The organism is Flavobacterium sp. SLB02, from assembly GCF_009664855.1.
Classification (GTDB): Bacteria; Bacteroidota; Bacteroidia; order Flavobacteriales; family Flavobacteriaceae; genus Flavobacterium.
The window spans coordinates 4143779-4163437 of record NZ_CP045928.1; the positions used below are offsets into that span (position 1 = coordinate 4143779).

Annotated in this window: 14 protein-coding genes and 1 tRNA gene; 10 read left to right on the forward strand and 5 right to left on the reverse strand. The window is 35.1% G+C overall.

The genetic code is table 11. From position 1 onward, the window contains the following. Window positions 1-118: 118 nt before the first annotated feature. Window positions 119-1864, forward strand: a complete 1746-nt coding sequence (locus GIY83_RS15190) for an ABC transporter ATP-binding protein (RefSeq protein WP_208682308.1) — start codon at window positions 119-121, stop codon at window positions 1862-1864. A gap of 407 nt (window positions 1865-2271) precedes the next feature. Here GIY83_RS15190 and alaS read toward each other — a convergent pair whose 3' ends face one another. Then, window positions 2272-4908, reverse strand: a complete 2637-nt coding sequence (gene alaS, locus GIY83_RS15195; RefSeq protein ID WP_208682310.1) for an alanine--tRNA ligase — start codon at window positions 4906-4908, stop codon at window positions 2272-2274. A 281-nt stretch (window positions 4909-5189) separates the two neighbouring features. On the opposite strand from alaS, the gene GIY83_RS15200 reads away from it, so the two are divergent. From GIY83_RS15200 to GIY83_RS15235, 8 genes are all read left to right on the forward strand, one after another. After that, the gene (locus GIY83_RS15200; protein WP_194617885.1) at window positions 5190-6167 is read left to right on the forward strand and encodes a peptidoglycan DD-metalloendopeptidase family protein; all 978 of its coding nucleotides are present in this window, start codon (window positions 5190-5192) and stop codon (window positions 6165-6167) included. Between the two features lie 48 nt (window positions 6168-6215). Further along, window positions 6216-6548, forward strand: a complete 333-nt coding sequence (locus GIY83_RS15205; RefSeq protein ID WP_055094707.1) for a MerR family transcriptional regulator — start codon at window positions 6216-6218, stop codon at window positions 6546-6548. A 44-nt stretch (window positions 6549-6592) separates the two neighbouring features. Further along, window positions 6593-7174, forward strand: coding sequence for a LemA family protein (locus GIY83_RS15210; protein ID WP_078008523.1), 582 nt, complete (start codon window positions 6593-6595; stop codon window positions 7172-7174). A gap of 98 nt (window positions 7175-7272) precedes the next feature. Continuing rightward, window positions 7273-7710, forward strand: a complete 438-nt coding sequence (locus GIY83_RS15215; protein WP_194617886.1) for a TPM domain-containing protein — start codon at window positions 7273-7275, stop codon at window positions 7708-7710. A gap of 3 nt (window positions 7711-7713) precedes the next feature. Then, window positions 7714-8535 carry a YgcG family protein gene (locus tag GIY83_RS15220; protein ID WP_208682312.1) on the forward strand — a complete coding sequence of 274 codons (822 nt, stop codon included), beginning with the start codon at window positions 7714-7716 and terminating at the stop codon, window positions 8533-8535. A 66-nt stretch (window positions 8536-8601) separates the two neighbouring features. Then, window positions 8602-9015 (forward strand): Rrf2 family transcriptional regulator, encoded by a 414-nt coding sequence (locus tag GIY83_RS15225; RefSeq protein WP_194617888.1) that lies wholly within the window; start codon window positions 8602-8604, stop codon window positions 9013-9015. Between the two features lie 249 nt (window positions 9016-9264). Then, window positions 9265-11811 carry a TonB-dependent receptor gene (locus GIY83_RS15230; protein WP_208682313.1) on the forward strand — a complete coding sequence of 849 codons (2547 nt, stop codon included), beginning with the start codon at window positions 9265-9267 and terminating at the stop codon, window positions 11809-11811. Window positions 11812-11971: 160 nt separating this feature from the next. Beyond that, window positions 11972-12715 carry a DUF2490 domain-containing protein gene (locus GIY83_RS15235; RefSeq protein WP_208682315.1) on the forward strand — a complete coding sequence of 248 codons (744 nt, stop codon included), beginning with the start codon at window positions 11972-11974 and terminating at the stop codon, window positions 12713-12715. A gap of 175 nt (window positions 12716-12890) precedes the next feature. On the opposite strand, the gene GIY83_RS15240 is transcribed toward GIY83_RS15235, so the two are convergent. The 4 genes from GIY83_RS15240 to era all read right to left on the reverse strand — a co-directional run bounded on the left by GIY83_RS15240 (window position 12891) and on the right by era (window position 19467). After that, window positions 12891-15653, reverse strand: coding sequence for an outer membrane beta-barrel protein (locus GIY83_RS15240; protein WP_208682316.1), 2763 nt, complete (start codon window positions 15651-15653; stop codon window positions 12891-12893). Window positions 15654-15810: 157 nt separating this feature from the next. Next, window positions 15811-17121, reverse strand: coding sequence for a ribosome biogenesis GTPase Der (gene der, locus GIY83_RS15245; RefSeq protein ID WP_065448301.1), 1311 nt, complete (start codon window positions 17119-17121; stop codon window positions 15811-15813). Window positions 17122-17558: 437 nt separating this feature from the next. Next, complete coding sequence (locus tag GIY83_RS15250) at window positions 17559-18557, reverse strand: hypothetical protein (protein ID WP_208682317.1); 999 nt, start codon at window positions 18555-18557, stop codon at window positions 17559-17561. Between the two features lie 28 nt (window positions 18558-18585). After that, window positions 18586-19467, reverse strand: coding sequence for a GTPase Era (era, locus tag GIY83_RS15255; RefSeq protein WP_041517423.1), 882 nt, complete (start codon window positions 19465-19467; stop codon window positions 18586-18588). Between the two features lie 116 nt (window positions 19468-19583). Here era and GIY83_RS15260 point away from each other — a divergent pair. Next, window positions 19584-19656: transfer RNA gene (locus GIY83_RS15260), tRNA-Met, on the forward strand. The last annotated feature ends 3 nt before the right edge of the window (window positions 19657-19659 follow it).

The following is a 19659-nucleotide window of genomic DNA, read 5'->3' on the forward strand; positions in this document are numbered from 1 at the left end:
GATTAAAATAAAAAACAAAATATTAAAATAATTAACATTTTTAATAACATAAATCAACTTCACAAACTCAAACTATTCACTACTTTTGCATCTTCTATTTTTTTAACATCCTCTCTATATGAAATTATTATATTCTTATATAATCAAACACAAAATGCTTTTGCTTTTTGCGTTGATTATGGCCTCCGTAAACATTTGTTTCAGTTTATCAGACTCTATTATTACCGGTAAATTAATGCAGGATTGCGGTGTTGGTTTGCATAAATACGAAGGAAACGAAATTGGTTTTATAAAATCTTTATCCTTCTGGCTTGGTCTTTCTCTTGGCGCTGCAATGATTTCAAGAATTACCAAAAACTTTCAGGATTATTTCACCAATGTGGTGATCCAGAGAACCGGAGCTCAGATGTATACTGATGGTATCAAAAAATCTCTTGATTTACCTTATGCAGAATTTGAAGACCAGCGAAGTGGTGAAACTTTAAGCAAACTGACCAAAGTACGATCTGATTCTGAAAAATTAATTACGCTTTCGATCTCTTTGATCTTTCAAACCATTATTGGATTCATTTTTGTAATTGTTTACGTTGCCCGAATCGATTATCGCATTTCGATTATCTTTTTGATTACAGCTCCAATCATTGCATTGATCAGTTCGTATTTGGGTAAAAAGATAAAGATCGTTTCCCGAAAAATTGTCAATCAAACCAATGCTTTGGCAGGTTCTACAACCGAAAGTTTAAGAAATATCGAACTAGTGAAAAGTCTTGGATTAACGTATCAGGAAGAAAAACGTTTGAACTTAAACACCTTTAAAATCCTGCAACTCGAACTGGAGAAAATCCGTTTTATCAGAAGTTTGAGTTTTATTCAGGGAACAACGGTTCACTTTTTAAGAACTTGCGTGGTTTTTACTTTATATTATTTCTTGTTTGGAAATAAAATCATTGTAGGGGATCTCTTAACGATGGTTTTCTTTACCTTCTTTATTTTTGGACCTTTACAAGAGTTAGGAAATTTCATTATTGCTCTGAACGAAACCAAAGTTTCGATGGAAAACTTCAAAACATTATTAAGTGCTCCAAAAGAATTTCGTCCTAAAAGTCCAAAACACGTTGGAGCGATTCAATCTTTGCTTTTCGAGAATGTAAGTTTTCAGCATAAAACTGCTAAATTTAAAGCCGTTGAAAATATTAATTTCGAAATCAAACAAGGAGAAACTGTTGCTTTTGTTGGTCCGTCGGGATCCGGGAAGACAACTTTGGTAAAATTATTAGTGGGATTATATACCCCGGCCGAAGGTCAGGTGTTTTACAACGATATTGATTCAACCGAAATTGATTTACTTGATCTAAGGAAACAATTAGGTTTTGTTACCCAGGATGCTCAATTATTCTCAGGAACAATTCGTGAGAATTTATTGTTCGTAAGGCCAAACGCAACCGATGAAGATTTGTACGATGCATTAAAGCGTGCCAGCTGCGAAAAATTGCTACAACGAGCCGAAGATGGCCTGAACACTACAATTGGTGAAGGCGGAATTAAAGTCTCAGGTGGTGAGAAACAACGTTTGTCAATTGCCCGTGCTATTTTAAGAAATCCCAATTTATTGATTTTTGATGAAGCTACCTCTGCCCTGGATTCTATCACCGAAGAAGAAATTAACACTACAATTAGAAATATATCCGACCAAAACAGAATCACGGTTTTAATCGCTCACAGATTGTCTACTGTAATGCATGCCGATAAAATATTTGTTCTGGAACAAGGAAAAATTATTGAATCCGGCAAACATGAGGATTTGATTGTGGAGAAAGGATTGTATTACGCTATGTGGCGTCAGCAAATTGGCGAACGTAAATAATACTTTTTTTATATTCTAAAGTACTCAGGCGCTGAGTTTCTAAGTTTTTCAATAGCGTGCAGCTTAGCTGAATGGAAAAAATAAATTAAAGTTAAAGGCTTTAGCCAAACTGTTAGGTTTAACTAAAGCCCTTTTCTTTTTAAGCACTTCCTGAGAAGATTGGGGAGTTTCTTTGACTTTTTGCCACAAATTCCACCAATTTGCACGCATTTAATTCTTGAATCTTTGCGAGTTTATTACGAAGATTTCTCCTTTGTCAAATGAGATAAAATGAGCCAAAAATCATTTTAATCCTTATAATCTGTGGCAAAAAAAATAAAAAACAAAAACCCGACAAGTTTTAAAAACCTGCCGGGTTTACTTTATCTAGATTTTAAATTCTTAGAACCTTAGTAACTTTAAAAAACTTATTTCACAAACTCAATTGCATGGGACAAAGCCTCTGCAATTCCACCAGCATTTTTACCTTTCCCAGAAGCGAAGAAAGGTTGCCCTCCTCCATTTCCTTCAATATATTTTCCTAGTTCTTTGATCACTGCATTTGCATTTAAGCTTTTACTTGCTACCAATTCTTTAGATATATAACAGTGAATATTTGGTAACCCATCTTCTAGAGAAGCTAAGAATACAAATGAATCTGGTTTTGAACTTCCTAATGCAGAAGCCAAATCTTTTGTTGAAGCCATGCTTAAATCTACTTGTTTTGCAAGGAAATTTACTCCGTTTACTTGCTGAAAATCTTTCTCTAATTCAGATTTTAAAGCGTTTACTTTTTCTTTAAGTAATCCCTCAACCTGCTTTTTCAATTTAGCATTATCATCCTGTAAAGAAGCCACTGATTTTAAAATATCCTGCGGATTTTTTAATGTTTCTTTTATTTCAGATAAGGTATTTTCCTGATTTTGGTAGAAGTCTTTTACCGCATCGCCTGTAATGGCTTCAATACGACGAATTCCAGCTGCTACTGCCCCTTCAGAGATGATTTTGAAATGCCAGATTTCTGCTGTGTTTTTCACGTGAATTCCACCGCAAAGTTCTTTACTGTCACCAAATTCAATCATTCGAACATTATCGCCGTATTTTTCTCCAAATAAAGCCATTGCACCTTTATCCAATGCTTCTTTAATTGGGATATTTCTGTGTTCTACCAGTTGTAATTGCGCTTCAATTTGCTCATTTACACTTGCTTCAACCTGACGTAATTCATCCTCTGAAACTTTAGAAAAGTGCGAGAAGTCAAAACGAAGATAGTTAGGATTCACTAATGAACCTTTTTGCTCTACGTGAGTCCCTAGAAGGCTTCTCAAAGCCAAATGCATTAAATGCGTAGCCGAGTGATTTTTAGAAGTTGCACCTCTTAAATCAGTATTTACTTTTGCTACAAAACCACCTTGGATATTTTCAGGCAATTGTTTTGCAAAATGCAAAATCAAATTGTTTTCTTTTTTCGTGTCAATGATTTCAATTGTCTCGTTTGCAGAAACCAATGTTCCTTTATCTCCCACTTGTCCTCCACCTTCGGGATAGAATGGTGTGTTGTCTAAAACGATTTGGTATAGAATTCCGTCTTTCTTAGAATCTACTTTACGAATTCTGGTAATTTTTACCTCATTCTCTACTTTATCATATCCAACGAAAGTTTCCACATTTCCCGGAATCAAAACTGTCCAGTCTTCTGTTGAAACTTCTGATGCCGCGCGTGAACGTGTTTTTTGTTTTTGTAATTCAACTTCAAATTCTTCTTCATTATATGAAAAACCTTTTTCTTTTAGAATTAGAGCTGTCAAATCTTTTGGAAAACCAAATGTATCATACAATTCAAAAACCTTAGCACCGGAAACTTCTGAACCAGAAGTTTGTGCAATTACATTATCTAATAATTGTAATCCCTGATCCAAAGTTCTTAAAAAAGAAGCTTCTTCTTCACGAATTACATTGGTAACCAATTGTTGCTGCGATTTGATTTCCGGGAAAAATTCTCCCATTTGGCTTGCTAAAACTTCTACCAGTTTATTGATAAAAGGCTCTTTGGTATTCAAAAATGTAAATCCGTAACGAATAGCACGACGCAAAATTCTACGAATTACATAACCAGCTCCAGTGTTAGATGGTAATTGTCCGTCAGCAATTGCAAAAGCAACGGCGCGAACGTGATCTACCACTACACGAATGGCAATGTTTGTTTTGTTTTGTTCTTCTGAGATATTTTTTACCTCGTCAGATGTATATTTTAAACCTGTAATTTGTTCTACTTTCTCGATAAGCGGAGTAAAAACATCGGTATCATAATTGGATGTTTTTCCTTGCAAAGCCATACACAAACGCTCAAATCCCATTCCGGTATCTACGTGTTGTGCCGGAAGTTTTTCTAAAGATCCGTCAGCTTTACGGTTGAATTCCATAAATACATTATTCCAGATTTCTACCACTTGCGGGTGATCGTTATTCACTAAGCTTTTTCCTGAAACTAAAGCTTTTTCAGATTCCGGACGTAAATCAACGTGAATTTCAGAACAAGGGCCGCATGGCCCCTGATCTCCCATTTCCCAGAAATTATCCTTTTTATTTCCAAGGATAATTCGATCTTCATCGATTAGAGTTTTCCAGATATCCCAAGCTTGCTGATCAAAAGGTACATTATCTTCTTTACTTCCTTCAAAAACAGAAACATATAAATTTTCTTTTGGAATTTTATAAACTTCTGTCAAAAGTTGCCAAGCCCAATTGATGGCTTCTTTTTTGAAATAATCACCAAAAGACCAGTTACCCAACATCTCAAACATAGTATGATGATAGGTATCAAATCCTACATCTTCAAGATCGTTATGTTTTCCTGAAACACGAAGACATTTTTGCGTATCGGCTATTCTTTTGCTTTTTGGTGTTCCGTTTCCTAAAAAATATTCTTTGAACTGGGCCATTCCCGAGTTGTTGAACATTAAGGTTGGATCATCTTTAAGTACAATAGGAGCCGAGGGAACAATTAAATGCCCGTTGCTTTTAAAAAAGTCTAAAAATTGTTTACGTACGTCTTGTGATTTCATATTTAAATTAAGCAAATGTGTCTGTTGAAAATGTGATAATTTAATAATCAAACAATTAGCGAATGTATGAATTAGAAATTGCGATAATTTGAGGATTTTAAACCAAAAAACTTTAAGTTAGCAAACAATAAATCATCTCATAAATACATTAACTAATTATCTAATTGACTCAATTATCTAATTATTTTATTCTTGAAAAAAAGCTTCGAAGAACTGAAACATTTATTAAATTTGTTCGACTAACTTATTTTACAAGCTGCAAAAATAGGGTATTTTAAAATATGGCGAAAGTAAAATATTATTACGACTCAGAAAATCTGGCTTATACGAAAATAAAAACCAGAAAAAGAATCAAAATCGGTTACGCACTACTGTTTTTGCTGGCCTCGGCATTATTTGGTTTTTTAGTTTTTGTACTATTAATAAATACTCCTTATTTCGAAACACCAAAAGATCGTTTGCAAGCACGTGAAATCGAGAATTTAAAATTGCAATATGCCATTTTAAACAAAAAAATGGATGAAATCGATGATGTGACCCAAGCATTAGAAAACAGGGACAACAATATATACAGGGTTTACTTTAACAAAACCGAAATTCCGGATTCTATCAGAAAAGCAGGTTTTAGAGATCCCAAACGTTATAAAGATTTAGAAGGTTACAACAATTCGCAATTGGTATTAAACACCACAAAACGAATTGACAGATTATCCAAAGAATTGGCTATTCAGTCGAAATCATTAGACGAAATTTTAAAACTGGCCAGTACAAAAGGAAATCTCTTACTGGCAATTCCTGCCATTCAGCCTGTCAGGAATGAAAATTTAAAACGAATGGCTTCCGGTTTTGGTTACAGAACTGACCCTTTCACCAAAGTGAGAAAAATGCATAACGGAATGGATTTCACCGCCAATACAGGCTCGCCTGTTTATGCCACAGGCGATGGTGTTGTAGAAAGAGCCGATGCTTCGGCTTCCGGATTTGGAAATCATGTTGTGATCAGGCATGGTTTTGGATACGAGAGTTTGTATGCGCATTTAAGCAAATACAATTGCAGAGCCGGACAACATGTCAAACGCGGAGATGTAATTGGATATGTAGGAAGTACAGGAAGATCCGAAGGTCCGCATTGTCACTATGAAGTGCATAAAGACGGAAAAGTGGTCAACCCATTGAATTTTTATTACGGAAATATTTCGGCTGCAGAATACGTTGCAATTTCACAAATGGCAAATCAGGAAAATCAGTCATTAGATTAATCCTCCAAAAAGTAGTATTTTTGGAATTAAAACAGAAAATTAAAAATCATGCATATTGAGCTTTCAAAAGATAAAAGGTATTATAGCATTGGCGAAGTGGCCAAGGCTTTTAATGTCAATGCATCATTGATTCGGTTTTGGGATAGTGAATTTGACATTTTAAAACCTAAAAAAAATGCCAAAGGCAACAGAATGTTTACCCCTGAGGATATCACCAATCTGCAATTGATTTATCATTTGGTTAAAGAAAGAGGTTTTACACTCGATGGCGCCAGAACCCATTTGAAAGAGGGACAGAAGAAAACATTAGATAAATTCGAAATAATACGTAAATTAGAGACCATAAAAACACAATTAAACGAAATTAAGAACGAATTATAGTATATTTATTCAAAAATTAAAAACAAACTTAAATTAAAACGGATATGAAAAAATGGTTAATCCCTGTAGGAATCATAGTAGTACTAATCGCTATTATTGCTTTTTGGTCAATTGGAATCAAAAATACTGGTTTGCAAAAAAATCAGGCAGTTAATAAAGAATGGGGAAATGTAAGTACTACTTACCAAAGAAGAAATGACCTTATTGGAAACTTAGTAAACACTGTAAAAGGTGCTGCAGATTTCGAAAAATCAACATTGACAGCTGTAATTGAGGCTCGTGCAAAAGCGACTTCGGTAACAATCGATCCAAGCAATGTAACTCCTGAACAATTAGCACAATACAATCAGGCTCAAAGTGGTGTATCATCTTCTTTGTCAAGATTATTAGTTTCTGTTGAACAATATCCAACATTAAAAGCAAACGAGAATTTCTTAAAACTACAAGACGAACTGGCTAGTACAGAAAATCAAATTTTAACAGCCAGAACTCGTTTTAACGAAGCTGTACAAGATTACAATGGCTATGTTCTCGCAATTCCAAACAGCTGGTTTTTAAGCTACAAAGAAAAACCATATTTTGAAGCTGTTGCAGGAGCTGAAAAACCAGTTGAAGTAAAATTCTAAAAAAAGATTCATATTTTTGATTAACGTTTTTTTTTAATTTCGAATGAAATAATTCAGAAATTAGAGAAACGTTAATCTTAATTTAAAAACTCATTTCGATGTCTAAAGTAGAAGATTTTTTATCCAAAGAAGAAGAATTAACCATTGTTGAAGCTATTCGCGTGGCTGAAAAAAATACTTCTGGCGAGATTAGAGTACATATAGAACAAACCACTTCCAAGGTTCCTTTTGACAGGGCTTTGGAAGTTTTTCATGAATTAAAAATGGATGAAACCCAGCAACAAAATGGGGTTTTATTTTACTTTGCCGTAGCAGATAAAACATTTGCTATTTGTGGAGACAAAGGCATAAATGATCTCGTTGCAGCAGATTTTTGGGATTGCACCAAAGATGCCATGATTACCCAATTTAAGTCAGGAAATTTTAAACAAGGTATTGTCGATGGCATTTTAAATGCCGGCGAACAATTAAAAAAATACTTTCCGTGGTCTGAAGGTGACACTAATGAATTATCAAACGAAATCTCAAAAGGATAAATAATGAAAATTTCCAAAAACAAAATATCTTATTCAAAAGGACTTTTTCAGTTTACCTTTTTGTTCATCGCTTTTCTTACTACCAATTGTATTTTTGCACAATTTACAATTCCCGAAAAACCAACTTTGCAGACTTCAGTTTATGATTATGCGAATGTTTTAAGCGCCTCTGAAAAAACACAGTTGGAAGAAAAACTAATTCGATACTCTGATTCTACTACCACTCAAATTGTAGTGATTACAATCGAAAGCTTAAAAGGCGAAGATGTGAATCAGCTGGCTACAAAATGGGGACAAACCTGGGGAATTGGAGGAACCAAGCAAGATGATAATGGTGTTGTTATCTTATTGGCTAAAGCCGAAAAGAAAATAGCTATTAACCCCGGATATGGAGTTGAAGATCGCTTGACTGCAGGAATTGGCGGAACGATCATTAGAAATATTATTATTCCCGAATTCAAAGCCGGAAGTTTTTATAATGGACTTGACAAAGGAACAGATGCCATAATTGATGTTTTTAAAGGAAAATTCAAAGGCGAACGCAAGCAAGCCAAAGGAAATGATTTTCCGATACTCCCCTTCATTGTTATTGTTGTAATTGTATTAATTTTACTGGCGCGTAATAAAGGCGGTGGAGGAAATTCAGGCAATAATAGCGGCGGAGGCCCTAGTCTTATGGACGTAATTCTTCTAAGCAGTCTTGGAAGAAGCAGCGGTGGCGGATTTGGAGGTTTTGGCGGTGGATCATCTGGGGGAGGCGGAGGCTTCGGTGGAGGTTTTGGCGGCGGCGGATTCTCCGGTGGAGGTTCTAGCGGAGGCTGGTAGAAAGAAAGTCACAGTTTGCAGTGACGGTTTTCAGTTTTAAAATTTATAATTAATAATTCAAGATAGATGTTATCACATAAAGCAAAATACGCCCTTAAGGCCTTACTTTATTTAGCAGAACAAGACGAAAATCACATTTCAAGAACAATTGAAATTGCTGATGGCGCCAATATTCCTAAAAAGTTTTTAGAACAAATTTTATTAGATCTAAAACGAGGACGTTTTGTGAGTAGTAAGCAGGGGAAATTTGGCGGATATTATTTGATACGCTCCAAAAACGACATTACTTTGGCAGAAATTCACCGTTTATTTGACGGTGCAATTGCGCTTTTACCATGTGCTTCGTTGAACTTCTACGAACCATGCTCAGATTGTAAAACTGAGGAAGATTGCAGTCTAAGACATGGTCTGATGATCATTCGTGACGAAACTCTCAAGGCAATGCAAGGCATCACAATCGCCTCACTTGTAAAGAAATAAAAAAATATTTCCTAATTCCTAGTAAATCTATAGAATTTACATATATTTGCAAAAAAACCAACAACCATTTACAAAATTTTAAACCCTATGAAAGTAAATTACAATCGATCAGGTGTATCAAAAAATCTTTTGCAAAGAAACCAAAATATCCATTTCACTAATGTGAAAAACAATTCTTCTATGATGTGTATGTGCTGATAAAAATTTTTTTAATTTAAACTCTACTAATCACATATACTTAATATAAAAATGAAAAATTCTATAAAAAATATATTTACAATACTATCTGTTTTAACTTTCTCAATATCATTTGCTCAAAACATTCAAGGCGTGGTTAAAACCAGCGAAAATACACCACTTGAAGCCGTTAACATTGTTATTAAAGGAACAACTACCAATACCACTACAGATAGCCAGGGAAGATTTACAATCGACAGCAAAGCAAAACTCCCTTTAACCATTTTAGTTCAGTATGTAGGCTACAAAACTACAGAAATTGAACTTATTGATTTACCAACTGCTCCATTACAAGTAACTCTTAGAGAAGAAAATGAACTTATAGAAGTTGTGGTTTCTTCACGACGCAGAATAGAAAAAGTTCAGGATGTGCCAATTGCGATCTCTGTTATTACAGGTAAGCAGGCGGAACAAACAGGAGCTTTTAACGTGAACCGTATTAAAGAACTTGTTCCCTCAGTTCAGTTGTATTCTTCTAACCCAAGAAATACCGGAATTAATATTCGTAGTCTTGGTTCTCCTTTTGGACTTACCAATGACGGAATCGATCCTGGAGTTGGATTTTATGTAGACGGTGTTTATTATGCACGTCCGGCTGCTACAACTTTAGATTTTATCGATGTAGAACAAATCGAAGTATTACGCGGGCCACAAGGATCTTTGTTTGGCAAAAACACAACATCGGGCGCATTTAACATCACAACTCGCAAACCAAGTTTTACTTCAGGAGCTGATTTTGAAGTGAGCTACGGAAACTATAATTTTCTACAGGCTAAAGCATCTGTAACAGGAGCTTTAGGAAAAAAAGTAGCAGGTCGTTTATCTTTCTCCGGTACACAACGTGATGGTCTTATCGATAACGTTGCTACAGGAAGACCTACAAATACTTTAAACAACCAGGGAATTAGAGGTCAGTTACTTTGGACTCCAACAGTAAACACCAATATTATATTAGCTGCAGATATTACAACTCAGCGTCCTGACGGATACGCTCAGGTTGTTGCAGGGGTTGCTCCTACTCAAAGAGCTGATTATCGCCAGTTTGATGCCATTATTAAAGATTTAAATTATCAACTGCCAAGCTTAAATGCTTTTGACCGTAAAATTGATCACGATACGCCATGGCGCTCAGGACAAGATATGGGTGGTATCTCTCTTAATATCGATACCAAAATTGGTACAGGAACACTTACTTCAACAACAGCTTGGCGTTTTTGGAACTGGGATCCATCAAATGACAGGGATTTTACAGGATTGCAAGTATTGGCATTATCTCAAAACCCAACAAGACAAACTCAATTTACACAAGAAGTTCGTTACGCAGGTCAGCTTACAGAAAAAATTAGTGGTGTTGTAGGTGTATTCTTTATTGATCAAACCTCTCAAACAGATGGTACAGAGGAATCTGGTAATGCTCAATGGAGATTTGCTCAAAGTACAACAAGTCCGTTATGGAAAACTCCTGGTCTTTTTGAAGGATACGGAATCAAAACAGATGCCAACATACGAGCATCAAGTGCTGCAGTATTTGGCCAGATTGACTGGGCTATTACAGATCGTCTACATGTTTTACCTGGTTTGAGATATAACTTTGATAAAAAAGATGCGCACTATTCACGTACAACATACGGAGGTTTACAAACTACTGATCCTGCATTATTAGCTTTGAAAAAATTAGTGTATTCTGATCAGGCATTTGACTCTAGTACTGACAACACTGACTTTTCAGGAAACTTAACCTTGACTTTTAAAGCTTCAGACAAAATCAATGCTTACGCAACTTATGCAAAAAGTTACAAACCCGTTGGTGTAAACGTAGCGGGACTTCCTACTGATTCAAAAGGTGCTCCATTACTAGATCTTGCCGTAATTAAACCAGAGAAAGTAAACCATTACGAAATAGGAGTAAAAACTTCACCGTTTAGAAATTCAGTATTCAACCTTGCTTTGTTTAACACAGAGATCAAAGATTTTCAAACCAACGTTCAGGCAGCTGAATTGGGTGTAAACCGTGGATATCTTGCCAATGCAGATAAAGTACGTGTAAGAGGTGCTGAACTTGATGCCAGCTTTGTGATAAGTCAAAACTTAACTATAAATGGTGCTGCAACATACACAGAAGGTACTTATGTTAAATTTACAAACGCACCACTTCCATTAGAAGAAACAGGAGCTCCTGTAGCCTTTAAAGATGTTTCAGGAACTGATTTACCAGGCGCTTCAAGATGGGCAGGATCTCTGGGAGGTGAATATTCTAACAATGCAAAATTCTTCGGAAACGCAGGAAAAGCTTTCATTGCATTAGATTCTTACGCTCGTTCTGAATTCTCCTCTAGCCCATCGGCTTCAAAATACTTAGTGGTTCCTGGGTATGCTATTTTTAATGCCCGTATTGGTTTCCGCGCTTCGCAAGGCTTATCTGTTCAATTCTGGGGACGTAACCTTTTAAATAAAGATTACTACGAACAATTACTGCCAGCTGGTGGAAACACAGGACAATACGCAGGAGTAATTGGTGATCAAAGAACTTATGGAATTACTTTAAAGTATTCATTATAATCACAGTTAGTCAGTTTAAATACATCAAACGAGATAGGTTTTTAAACCTATCTCGTTTTTTTATGCAATGAAATCACAAAATAGCATTTAAAACAAGTTTTAATACGGGATAGATTCTTCCTGATTTGTATATATTCGCACCTTGAATTTATACTAAGGAATGAAAGTTCTCCAATTATTACTTTTTTTAGTTTTTATAAGTCCTTTTTTATCAGCGCAAAGTATAAAAAAGACAGACCAACAAACCTTAACCTGGATAAGATATTACAATATTTTACCCCTTACTGAAAAATGGGCCATTCATTCTGAGATTGACAACAGAAGTTTTTTGAATCCCGTGCATGAAAATTTATTTGTACTGAGAATTCAGGGAAGATACCGGGCTCACAAAAATATTGAACTGGGCGGTGGTTTTGCTTATTTTAATGTAAACACACAAGACCCTCACATTGATCCTGATTATTCTGTTCCTGAGTATCGCATTCAGCAAGATGTTACTTTCATCAATGAGATTGCTAAAATCACTTTTCATAACCGTTCTCAGCTCGAAGAACGTTTCATTCAGAAAGCCACCAAAACCGAATTGCTGGATGATTTTTCTTTTGCGTATCGATTTAGATACCGATTACAAGCAACATTTGATCTCTGGAAAAAAGAAAAACAAAGCCTAAAGGGAACAATTTCTGATGAAGTGATGTTCAATTTCGGAAAAGATAATAAACGAAATACTTTCGATCAAAACCGAATTTACACTGCATTACGCTATCATTTCAACCCCAATATTGGCCTTGAATTAGGTTATCTGAAAAATTTTCAAAGACGCTCAAGCGGAATTGATTTTTATGACAGAGATATTGTTCGTTTTACGGTTTATCACAGAATTAATACAAAACCAAAGATTTAGAAAGAAAAAAAAATCAATACAAAAATTCCAAATTCCAATACAAAAAAACTCAGGCAAAACCAGTTCCATCCCTAAGCCGGGCGATAGCGAACAGACCAAGCAAATCTTCAGGCATAAAAAAAGACGCACTGCTGTGCGCCTTATAGGTAAACCTTTGCCCCTCTGAACCTCTTTCCTAATCCATTCTCTGTCTTCTCTTCCCTCCTTTTTCAGCACCGGCAAAGTTTCCTATTTTATAACTTACAGAAAACATCACATAACGCTTAAGCACTGTATTTTCTTCATCACGAATAGAGGTTGCCGAAATGGTTCTGGTAGCACTTTGATTCTGATTCAAAACATCATAAACCTTTACCTTTGCGTAGACTTTTTTATCAAAGAATCCATAAGACAAACTGGTATTCCAGAGATAAAAATCTTTTTTGAAGTTGCTGGAAATACTGGAATTATAAGTGTACCCAAAATCATTTCCGAAAATTAGATTCTCTGGCCAGTAACTTGTGGTTTGCAAATTGATTCTGTGCACCACATTTGAACTGGCATCTCTCGAAGAGTTTTCATAATTGGTCTGATTGTATGATAAACTATACGATGGCGAGATAATAAGAAGTTCCCCGTACTCATAAGTCAAATTTACCTTTGGCGTTACAGCCGTAGATTTTGCATTGTACAAAATAGCATTGGTAAAACCTTTATCGAAGGAATAACTACCGTTTAACCCCAAACCATATCGCAAAACATGAGCGTCCCTTTTTATTGATTGATTCCAGTTTCCTCCAATCGAAGCCAGGTAAGTTCCTGAAATATTTACATAAGTAGTGGTCCTTTTACCGCTATCATCATAAATAGAAGTCGAAACCACATCGTTATTATAATAATCTCCTTTTACATACAAACTGTAGCCCGAGCGTGTACGGAAATCGTAATTTCTAAAACTAAAATTAGCGCTGTTTTTCTCGATAGGTTTCAAATCAGGATTTCCTGTTATGGTATTTAATGGATTGGTTAAATTTAAAACCGGCATTAATTGAACCGCTGTAGGAAGCGCGTTTGAATAATCGTATTTGAATGATAAATTCTTTGAACGGCTAAACTTATACCTTACCTGGAAATCTCCGTATGGCAATGCATATCGTTTGTTTAAATCAGTGACATTATTAAGATACAGCGAATGATTATCAAACTCTACAATGGAAGTTCTTGAATTTAAATTGACCGTATATTTGCTCTTCTGCCAGGTAATTCCAACTTTGGGACTAAACGAATTTTGTTTAGAAGTAGTGTAATTGGTCAAAGAATCATTTAGACTGGAATAAGATTGCGATGCAGCATCAAAATCGAATGTTTTTACGTCTTTCATCTCTTTGTTCCAGTCAAAATCAGATCCAAACCTTATACGCAGGGAATCAGTTACAGGTTCTGTATATTCAAGTTCAAGAGAATAATTATCCGTAGTATTTTTGTTATTACTTTTCTGATTACGATCATCATTTGGCTTAGCATCCTGATAAAAAATAGTCTGAGAAAGATTCAGAGCCTCAGCATCTGTTTTGGCATTGTTATTATCAAAAACAACACTAAAATTACGGGCCTTTTTCTTAAAAGCTTTATTGAAGTTGATCGTGTTTCCAAAAGTAGTATTATCACTTTCTGAATATGATTTAGCCGTGCTTTCATTCAAAGAGTTTCCGTTTTCATCCTCAGAAAAACTAGACGAAGTCGAATTACTATTCGAACGGGATTGATTGTATTTTGGTACCACAACCAATCTGGTTGTGGGATCAATTTTATATTCTAATTCAAAATTGACGTTGTTTCCTGTATTTTCATTTCTTGTCTTAGAATCTGATGAAGTTGCAATATTTCCGGTTGGTAAAAAACTAACCTGATCAGATTTGCTATCGTTATTATTAATCGAATTCGAAAAATTATAACTTCCCATTGCCATCAATTTTTCTGACCAGTCATCAGAATAATTAAGTCCTACTAAATTCGATTGCGTGATACCTTTACCACTTGCTGAACTGCCGCCGCCTCCAGTGTTGCCTTTTGCATTTCGGCCGCCTCCCATATTATCAAATACCTCATCCATTGCAAAACCTGTCGAATTGATATTATTCGATGATGCCAAAACACTTATCTTTTGCTTATTGTTGAAATAATTCAATAAAAGACTGCTTTCGTAACGATCATCAGAACCGTATCCGCCAAGAATTTTTCCAAAGTAACCTTTGTTTTTCTTTTCGTCAATGGTGATATTGATACTCGAATAATCCGAAGTAGATTCCTGCTTGGAAAGTTCTTCTTTCTTGGTTTTAAAATCCGAAACTTGAATTTTTTTGATAATCTCTGCAGGCAGATTCTTCAACGCAATAGCGCCATCTTTATCAAAAAATGTTTTTCCGTTTACCAAAACCTGATTTACTTCACGTCCGTTTACGGTAACTTTTCCATCTGTACCCACATCAAAACCAGGCAATTGTTTCAGCAAAGTCTCTACATTCGAATCTGGCCTTACTTTATAAGAAGCGGCATTAAACTCCAGGGTATCTTTTTTAATCGTAATAGGCGGAGCTTCGCTTTTTATAACCACATTATCCAAAGCATTTGCAGCCTCCAGTAAATACAATTTACCAAAGTCTTTGCTTTCCAGAAGTCCTTTTTCTTCCTCAAAATAGGGCTGATACCCCATATAGTTTACCTTTAAGAAAATAGGCTTATCGTATTTTTTGGTTTTTATGCTAAAGGATCCGTTTTTATCGGTCGTAGCATATTCAATTACGGTAGAATCCTTTACAGTTGTAAAATAAACTGTTGCCAGTTCCAGCGGTAACTGCGTATTAATATCAACAACGGTTCCTTTAAGAACAATGTCATTTTGGGCATTTGCCGAATAACAAAAAAGAGAAAAAATTAGAAAATAATAAATTTTGGTCATAAAATGGTTGGTTAGAGATAGTAAGACCCCAGTAGAGTTAAAAGGTTTAATGGTAAGCTCAACATTTACTCAAACAGTGTGCCATAAACGGCAACAAAAATATTTCGATCAATAAAAAGATATAAAAAAAAGTCCCCATTTCTGAGGACTTTTACTTTTATTTTTCTCTAATATAAATATCTATTGGCACTCCTGAAAAATCCCAATTTTCTCTAATTTTATTTTCAAGGTACCTCTTATATGGTTCCTTAACATATTGTGGCATATTGGCAAAAAACACAAACTGAGGTGTTAATGTTGGCAACTGCATACAATATTTAATTTTTACATATTTACCTTTTGTTGCTGGCGGCGGATAAGCTTCGATCACCTTGAGCATAAATTCATTGAATTTAGACGTTGGGATTCTTTGTTTTCTGTTTTCAAAAACCGTAACGGTAGCTTCTAATGCTTTCAATAAACGTTGTTTGGTTAAAGCAGAAACAAACAAAATTGGCACATCTGTAAAAGGCATTAATTCTTTTTTGATTTTCTCTTCGTAATCACGAGTCGACATGGTATCTTTTTCTACCAAATCCCATTTGTTTACAAGGATTACAACACCTTTACGGTTTTTCTCTGCCAGCCAAAAAATACTTTGATCCTGACCTTCAAATCCACGGGTTGCATCGATAACCAAAATACAAATATCAGCATGCTCAATTGCACGAACCGAACGCATTACCGAATAGAATTCTAAATCTTCCTTTACCTTAGCTTTACGACGGATTCCCGCAGTATCAACCAGGTTAAATTCAAAACCAAAACGGTCAAATTTTGTATCAATTGCATCACGAGTAGTTCCCGCAATATCAGTAACCATAAAACGTTCTTTACCAATAAGTGCATTGATAAAGCTTGATTTTCCAGCATTTGGTCGTCCTACCACAGCAAAACGAGGTAAAACTACTTCTTCCTGAACTGGTTCTGGTTTCTCTGGAAAAGAATCGATCAAAGCATCTAATAAATCTCCGGTTCCACTTCCTGAAATACTTGCAAATGTGAAATATTCACCTAATCCAAGGTTATAAAACTCAATTGCATCTTTCTCACGCATTGCGTTATCTACCTTATTTACAGCCAATAAAACTGGTTTTGTTACCTTACGCAACAAGCGCGCAACAACATCATCCATTGGTGTAATTCCTTCTTCTACATCAACCACAAAAATAATAACATCAGCCTCATCGATAGCAAGCTCTACTTGTTTACGAATTTCTCCTTCAAATACGTCATCAGATCCGCGAACATATCCGCCGGTATCAATTACAGAAAACTCTTTTCCGTTCCACTCGCTTTTACCGTAGTTTCTATCTCTGGTAACTCCAGAAACCGAATCTACAATAGCTTCTCTTCTTTGTATCAGCCTATTGAAAAGGGTTGATTTCCCTACATTAGGTCTTCCTACTATCGCAACAATGTTATTCATTTTTGTAAATTTTAGATTTTGAATCTTCGGTTTTAGACTTTAGTTTCCTAAAATTCTATCACTTATAAATCCAAAATGCTTTATTTTAATTTTTTGCAAAGGTAGTTAAAAAAGTGACTAAGTCGCTAAGTTTCTAAGAACCTAAGTTTTTTATTATATTTCCTGTTATTTCAGCCTTTTTTTTTAGCAGCTGCTTCCTGCTATCCTACAAACGAAGTTCACTGAACTCCGAAATAAAATAAAAATTAAGTGAAGTAATCTTTTGCGTCGCTAAAGAAGCGCCACAAAAGGATTTCCACTTCTATCAGGGCTAGGGCTTCAGACTTAAAAGAACTTCAGTCAATATCAAAAATTACAATTTTGTATTATCTAAAATTCCTTTTATTAACCTGATTACAAACCTCTAATCTTCTTGATTTTCAATAATTATTTTTCAATTATTTACACTTTTCATAAATATATTGAGGTCTCGCTCCCATTCTGTAAGAACTAAAATCACCTTTATTGGATAATTTTAAAGTTAATCCATCGTCTTCCTTTGCATTAAAAAACTTAATATCCCGAATTTTAATTTTTCCCGAAATAACATTTACAGGACCTATCTTATAATTACTAAACAGAAAAGGCTTATCGCCAAAATCCCAGTATATCAGTTCTTTTTTATCAAAGTCAACGTATGCCTTATTCTCTACATCACAAAACCTTCTGTTATGCGATAAAAATTCTTCGACTTGCGCTTCTGTATCTATTGGCACAAACTCTTTTTCGGGGTCTGTGTACAAAACATCATCTACAACATCCTGAGTAATACCCACCAAATGTTTATTGTTTTTATAAATACCAAAATACAATGTCAAAACCCTGCTTTTATCTTTAGACATTACATCGGCTCTGTAATTGCACATTTTTTCGAGCTTTCGAAAAGGCTTTTTATCTTCATCTGAACGATTACTATAAGTATCCTGAAAATCATCCAAACGGAATTTATCTTGATAATTCACATAATAAAAACCAGTCATTTTAAATTCTCCATCACCCAGATATTCAGGAAATTTTCCAAATTCTACATTATCATAGATTTTAAAATCAAACCATTCAATCCAGTCATCAATTTTATTCGGAAAACTTAAAATAGGATAATAACCATCTTTGACAAATATGGCCAATCCATTAGATTTATCAATAAACTTATTAATACTCGCAGCTTTATTAGTATTGAATTGCTTTATGAATTCGCTTAAAAACAATCTCACCTCTTTATCAGAACAAGCCGTTGTATCTAAAACTATGGAGTCTTTTTGCACGATAGCTTCCGTTTTTTTGATTTCAGGTTGAGCCGGAACCGCTTTTCCCTTCGAACCAAAAAAGTAATTTATACCCACAATCAATATAAGTCCCAAACATATTGGTATTGAATACTTCGTCGAAACCTGCATAAATTACTATTTTAATATTTTGGAAAGCTTATTGGTTATAACCAAAACGTTTCAGCATATTGGCATTGCTTCTCCAGTTTTTATTCACTTTTACAACCAGTTCAATATGTATTTGTTTACCAAAAAATTTCTCCAGATCAGCACGAGCCTCAGTACCTACTTTTTTCAAAGCCGCACCTTTATGTCCAATGATGATTCCTTTTTGAGTTTCACGTTCTACCATAATGATCGAACGGATTCTGATAATATTTTCATCTTCAAAAAATTCCTCAGTCACAATTTCAACTGCATAAGGAATCTCTTTGCTGTAATTCAACAAGATTTTCTCACGGATGGTTTCGTTTACGAAAAAACGTTCGGGTTTGTCTGTTAATTGATCTTTTGGATAATATGCTGGTGATTCTGGTAACAATTCGATGATTCTTCCGAAAACTTCCGGTACATTAAAATTCTGTAAAGCCGAGATTGGGAAAATTTCAGCATTTGGCACTTTTGCAGTCCAGAATGCTACTTGCTCTTCTAATTGTTCCTGGTTGGAGTTGTCGATTTTATTCAATAACAATAAAACCGGAATTTTAGCATGAATGATTTTATTAAAGAAGGCTTCATCTTTTAAGTCCTGCTCTCCTATTTCCACCATATAAACCAGTATATCAGCATCTTCAAAAGCTGATTTTACAAAGTTCATCATCGATTCCTGCATTTCATAAGCGGGTTTGATGATTCCGGGAGTATCCGATAATATAAGTTGAAAATCCTCGCCATTCACGATTCCTAGAATACGATGACGGGTTGTTTGTGCTTTTGATGTAATGATAGATAATCTTTCCCCAACAAAGGCGTTCATCAATGTTGATTTTCCAACGTTTGGATTCCCGATGATGTTTACAAAACCTGCTTTATGTGACATTTGTGTATTATTTAATTTGCAAAGGTAGTCATATCAACTCAATACAGAAAATAAAACATTTTTTAAAGTTTTCGTTGGATTTCTTAAAAATCGGCGTATCTTTGCACCCGAAACATCGCGGGATAGAGCAGTAGGCAGCTCGTCGGGCTCATAACCCGAAGGTCACAGGTTCGAGTCCTGTTCCCGCTACTA

Coding starts and splice junctions, on each gene's coding strand:
- der (WP_065448301.1), bottom strand. CDS start 17,121: ATGAATAACATTGTTGCGATAGTAGGAAGACCTAATGTAGGGAAATCA.
- era (WP_041517423.1), bottom strand. CDS start 19,467: ATGTCACATAAAGCAGGTTTTGTAAACATCATCGGGAATCCAAACGTT.
- GIY83_RS15235 (WP_208682315.1), top strand. CDS start 11,972: ATGAAAGTTCTCCAATTATTACTTTTTTTAGTTTTTATAAGTCCTTTT.
- GIY83_RS15210 (WP_078008523.1), top strand. CDS start 6,593: ATGAAAAAATGGTTAATCCCTGTAGGAATCATAGTAGTACTAATCGCT.
- GIY83_RS15230 (WP_208682313.1), top strand. CDS start 9,265: ATGAAAAATTCTATAAAAAATATATTTACAATACTATCTGTTTTAACT.
- GIY83_RS15225 (WP_194617888.1), top strand. CDS start 8,602: ATGTTATCACATAAAGCAAAATACGCCCTTAAGGCCTTACTTTATTTA.
- GIY83_RS15215 (WP_194617886.1), top strand. CDS start 7,273: ATGTCTAAAGTAGAAGATTTTTTATCCAAAGAAGAAGAATTAACCATT.
- GIY83_RS15220 (WP_208682312.1), top strand. CDS start 7,714: ATGAAAATTTCCAAAAACAAAATATCTTATTCAAAAGGACTTTTTCAG.
- GIY83_RS15200 (WP_194617885.1), top strand. CDS start 5,190: ATGGCGAAAGTAAAATATTATTACGACTCAGAAAATCTGGCTTATACG.
- alaS (WP_208682310.1), bottom strand. CDS start 4,908: ATGAAATCACAAGACGTACGTAAACAATTTTTAGACTTTTTTAAAAGC.
- GIY83_RS15190 (WP_208682308.1), top strand. CDS start 119: ATGAAATTATTATATTCTTATATAATCAAACACAAAATGCTTTTGCTT.
- GIY83_RS15205 (WP_055094707.1), top strand. CDS start 6,216: ATGCATATTGAGCTTTCAAAAGATAAAAGGTATTATAGCATTGGCGAA.
- GIY83_RS15240 (WP_208682316.1), bottom strand. CDS start 15,653: ATGACCAAAATTTATTATTTTCTAATTTTTTCTCTTTTTTGTTATTCG.
- GIY83_RS15250 (WP_208682317.1), bottom strand. CDS start 18,557: ATGCAGGTTTCGACGAAGTATTCAATACCAATATGTTTGGGACTTATA.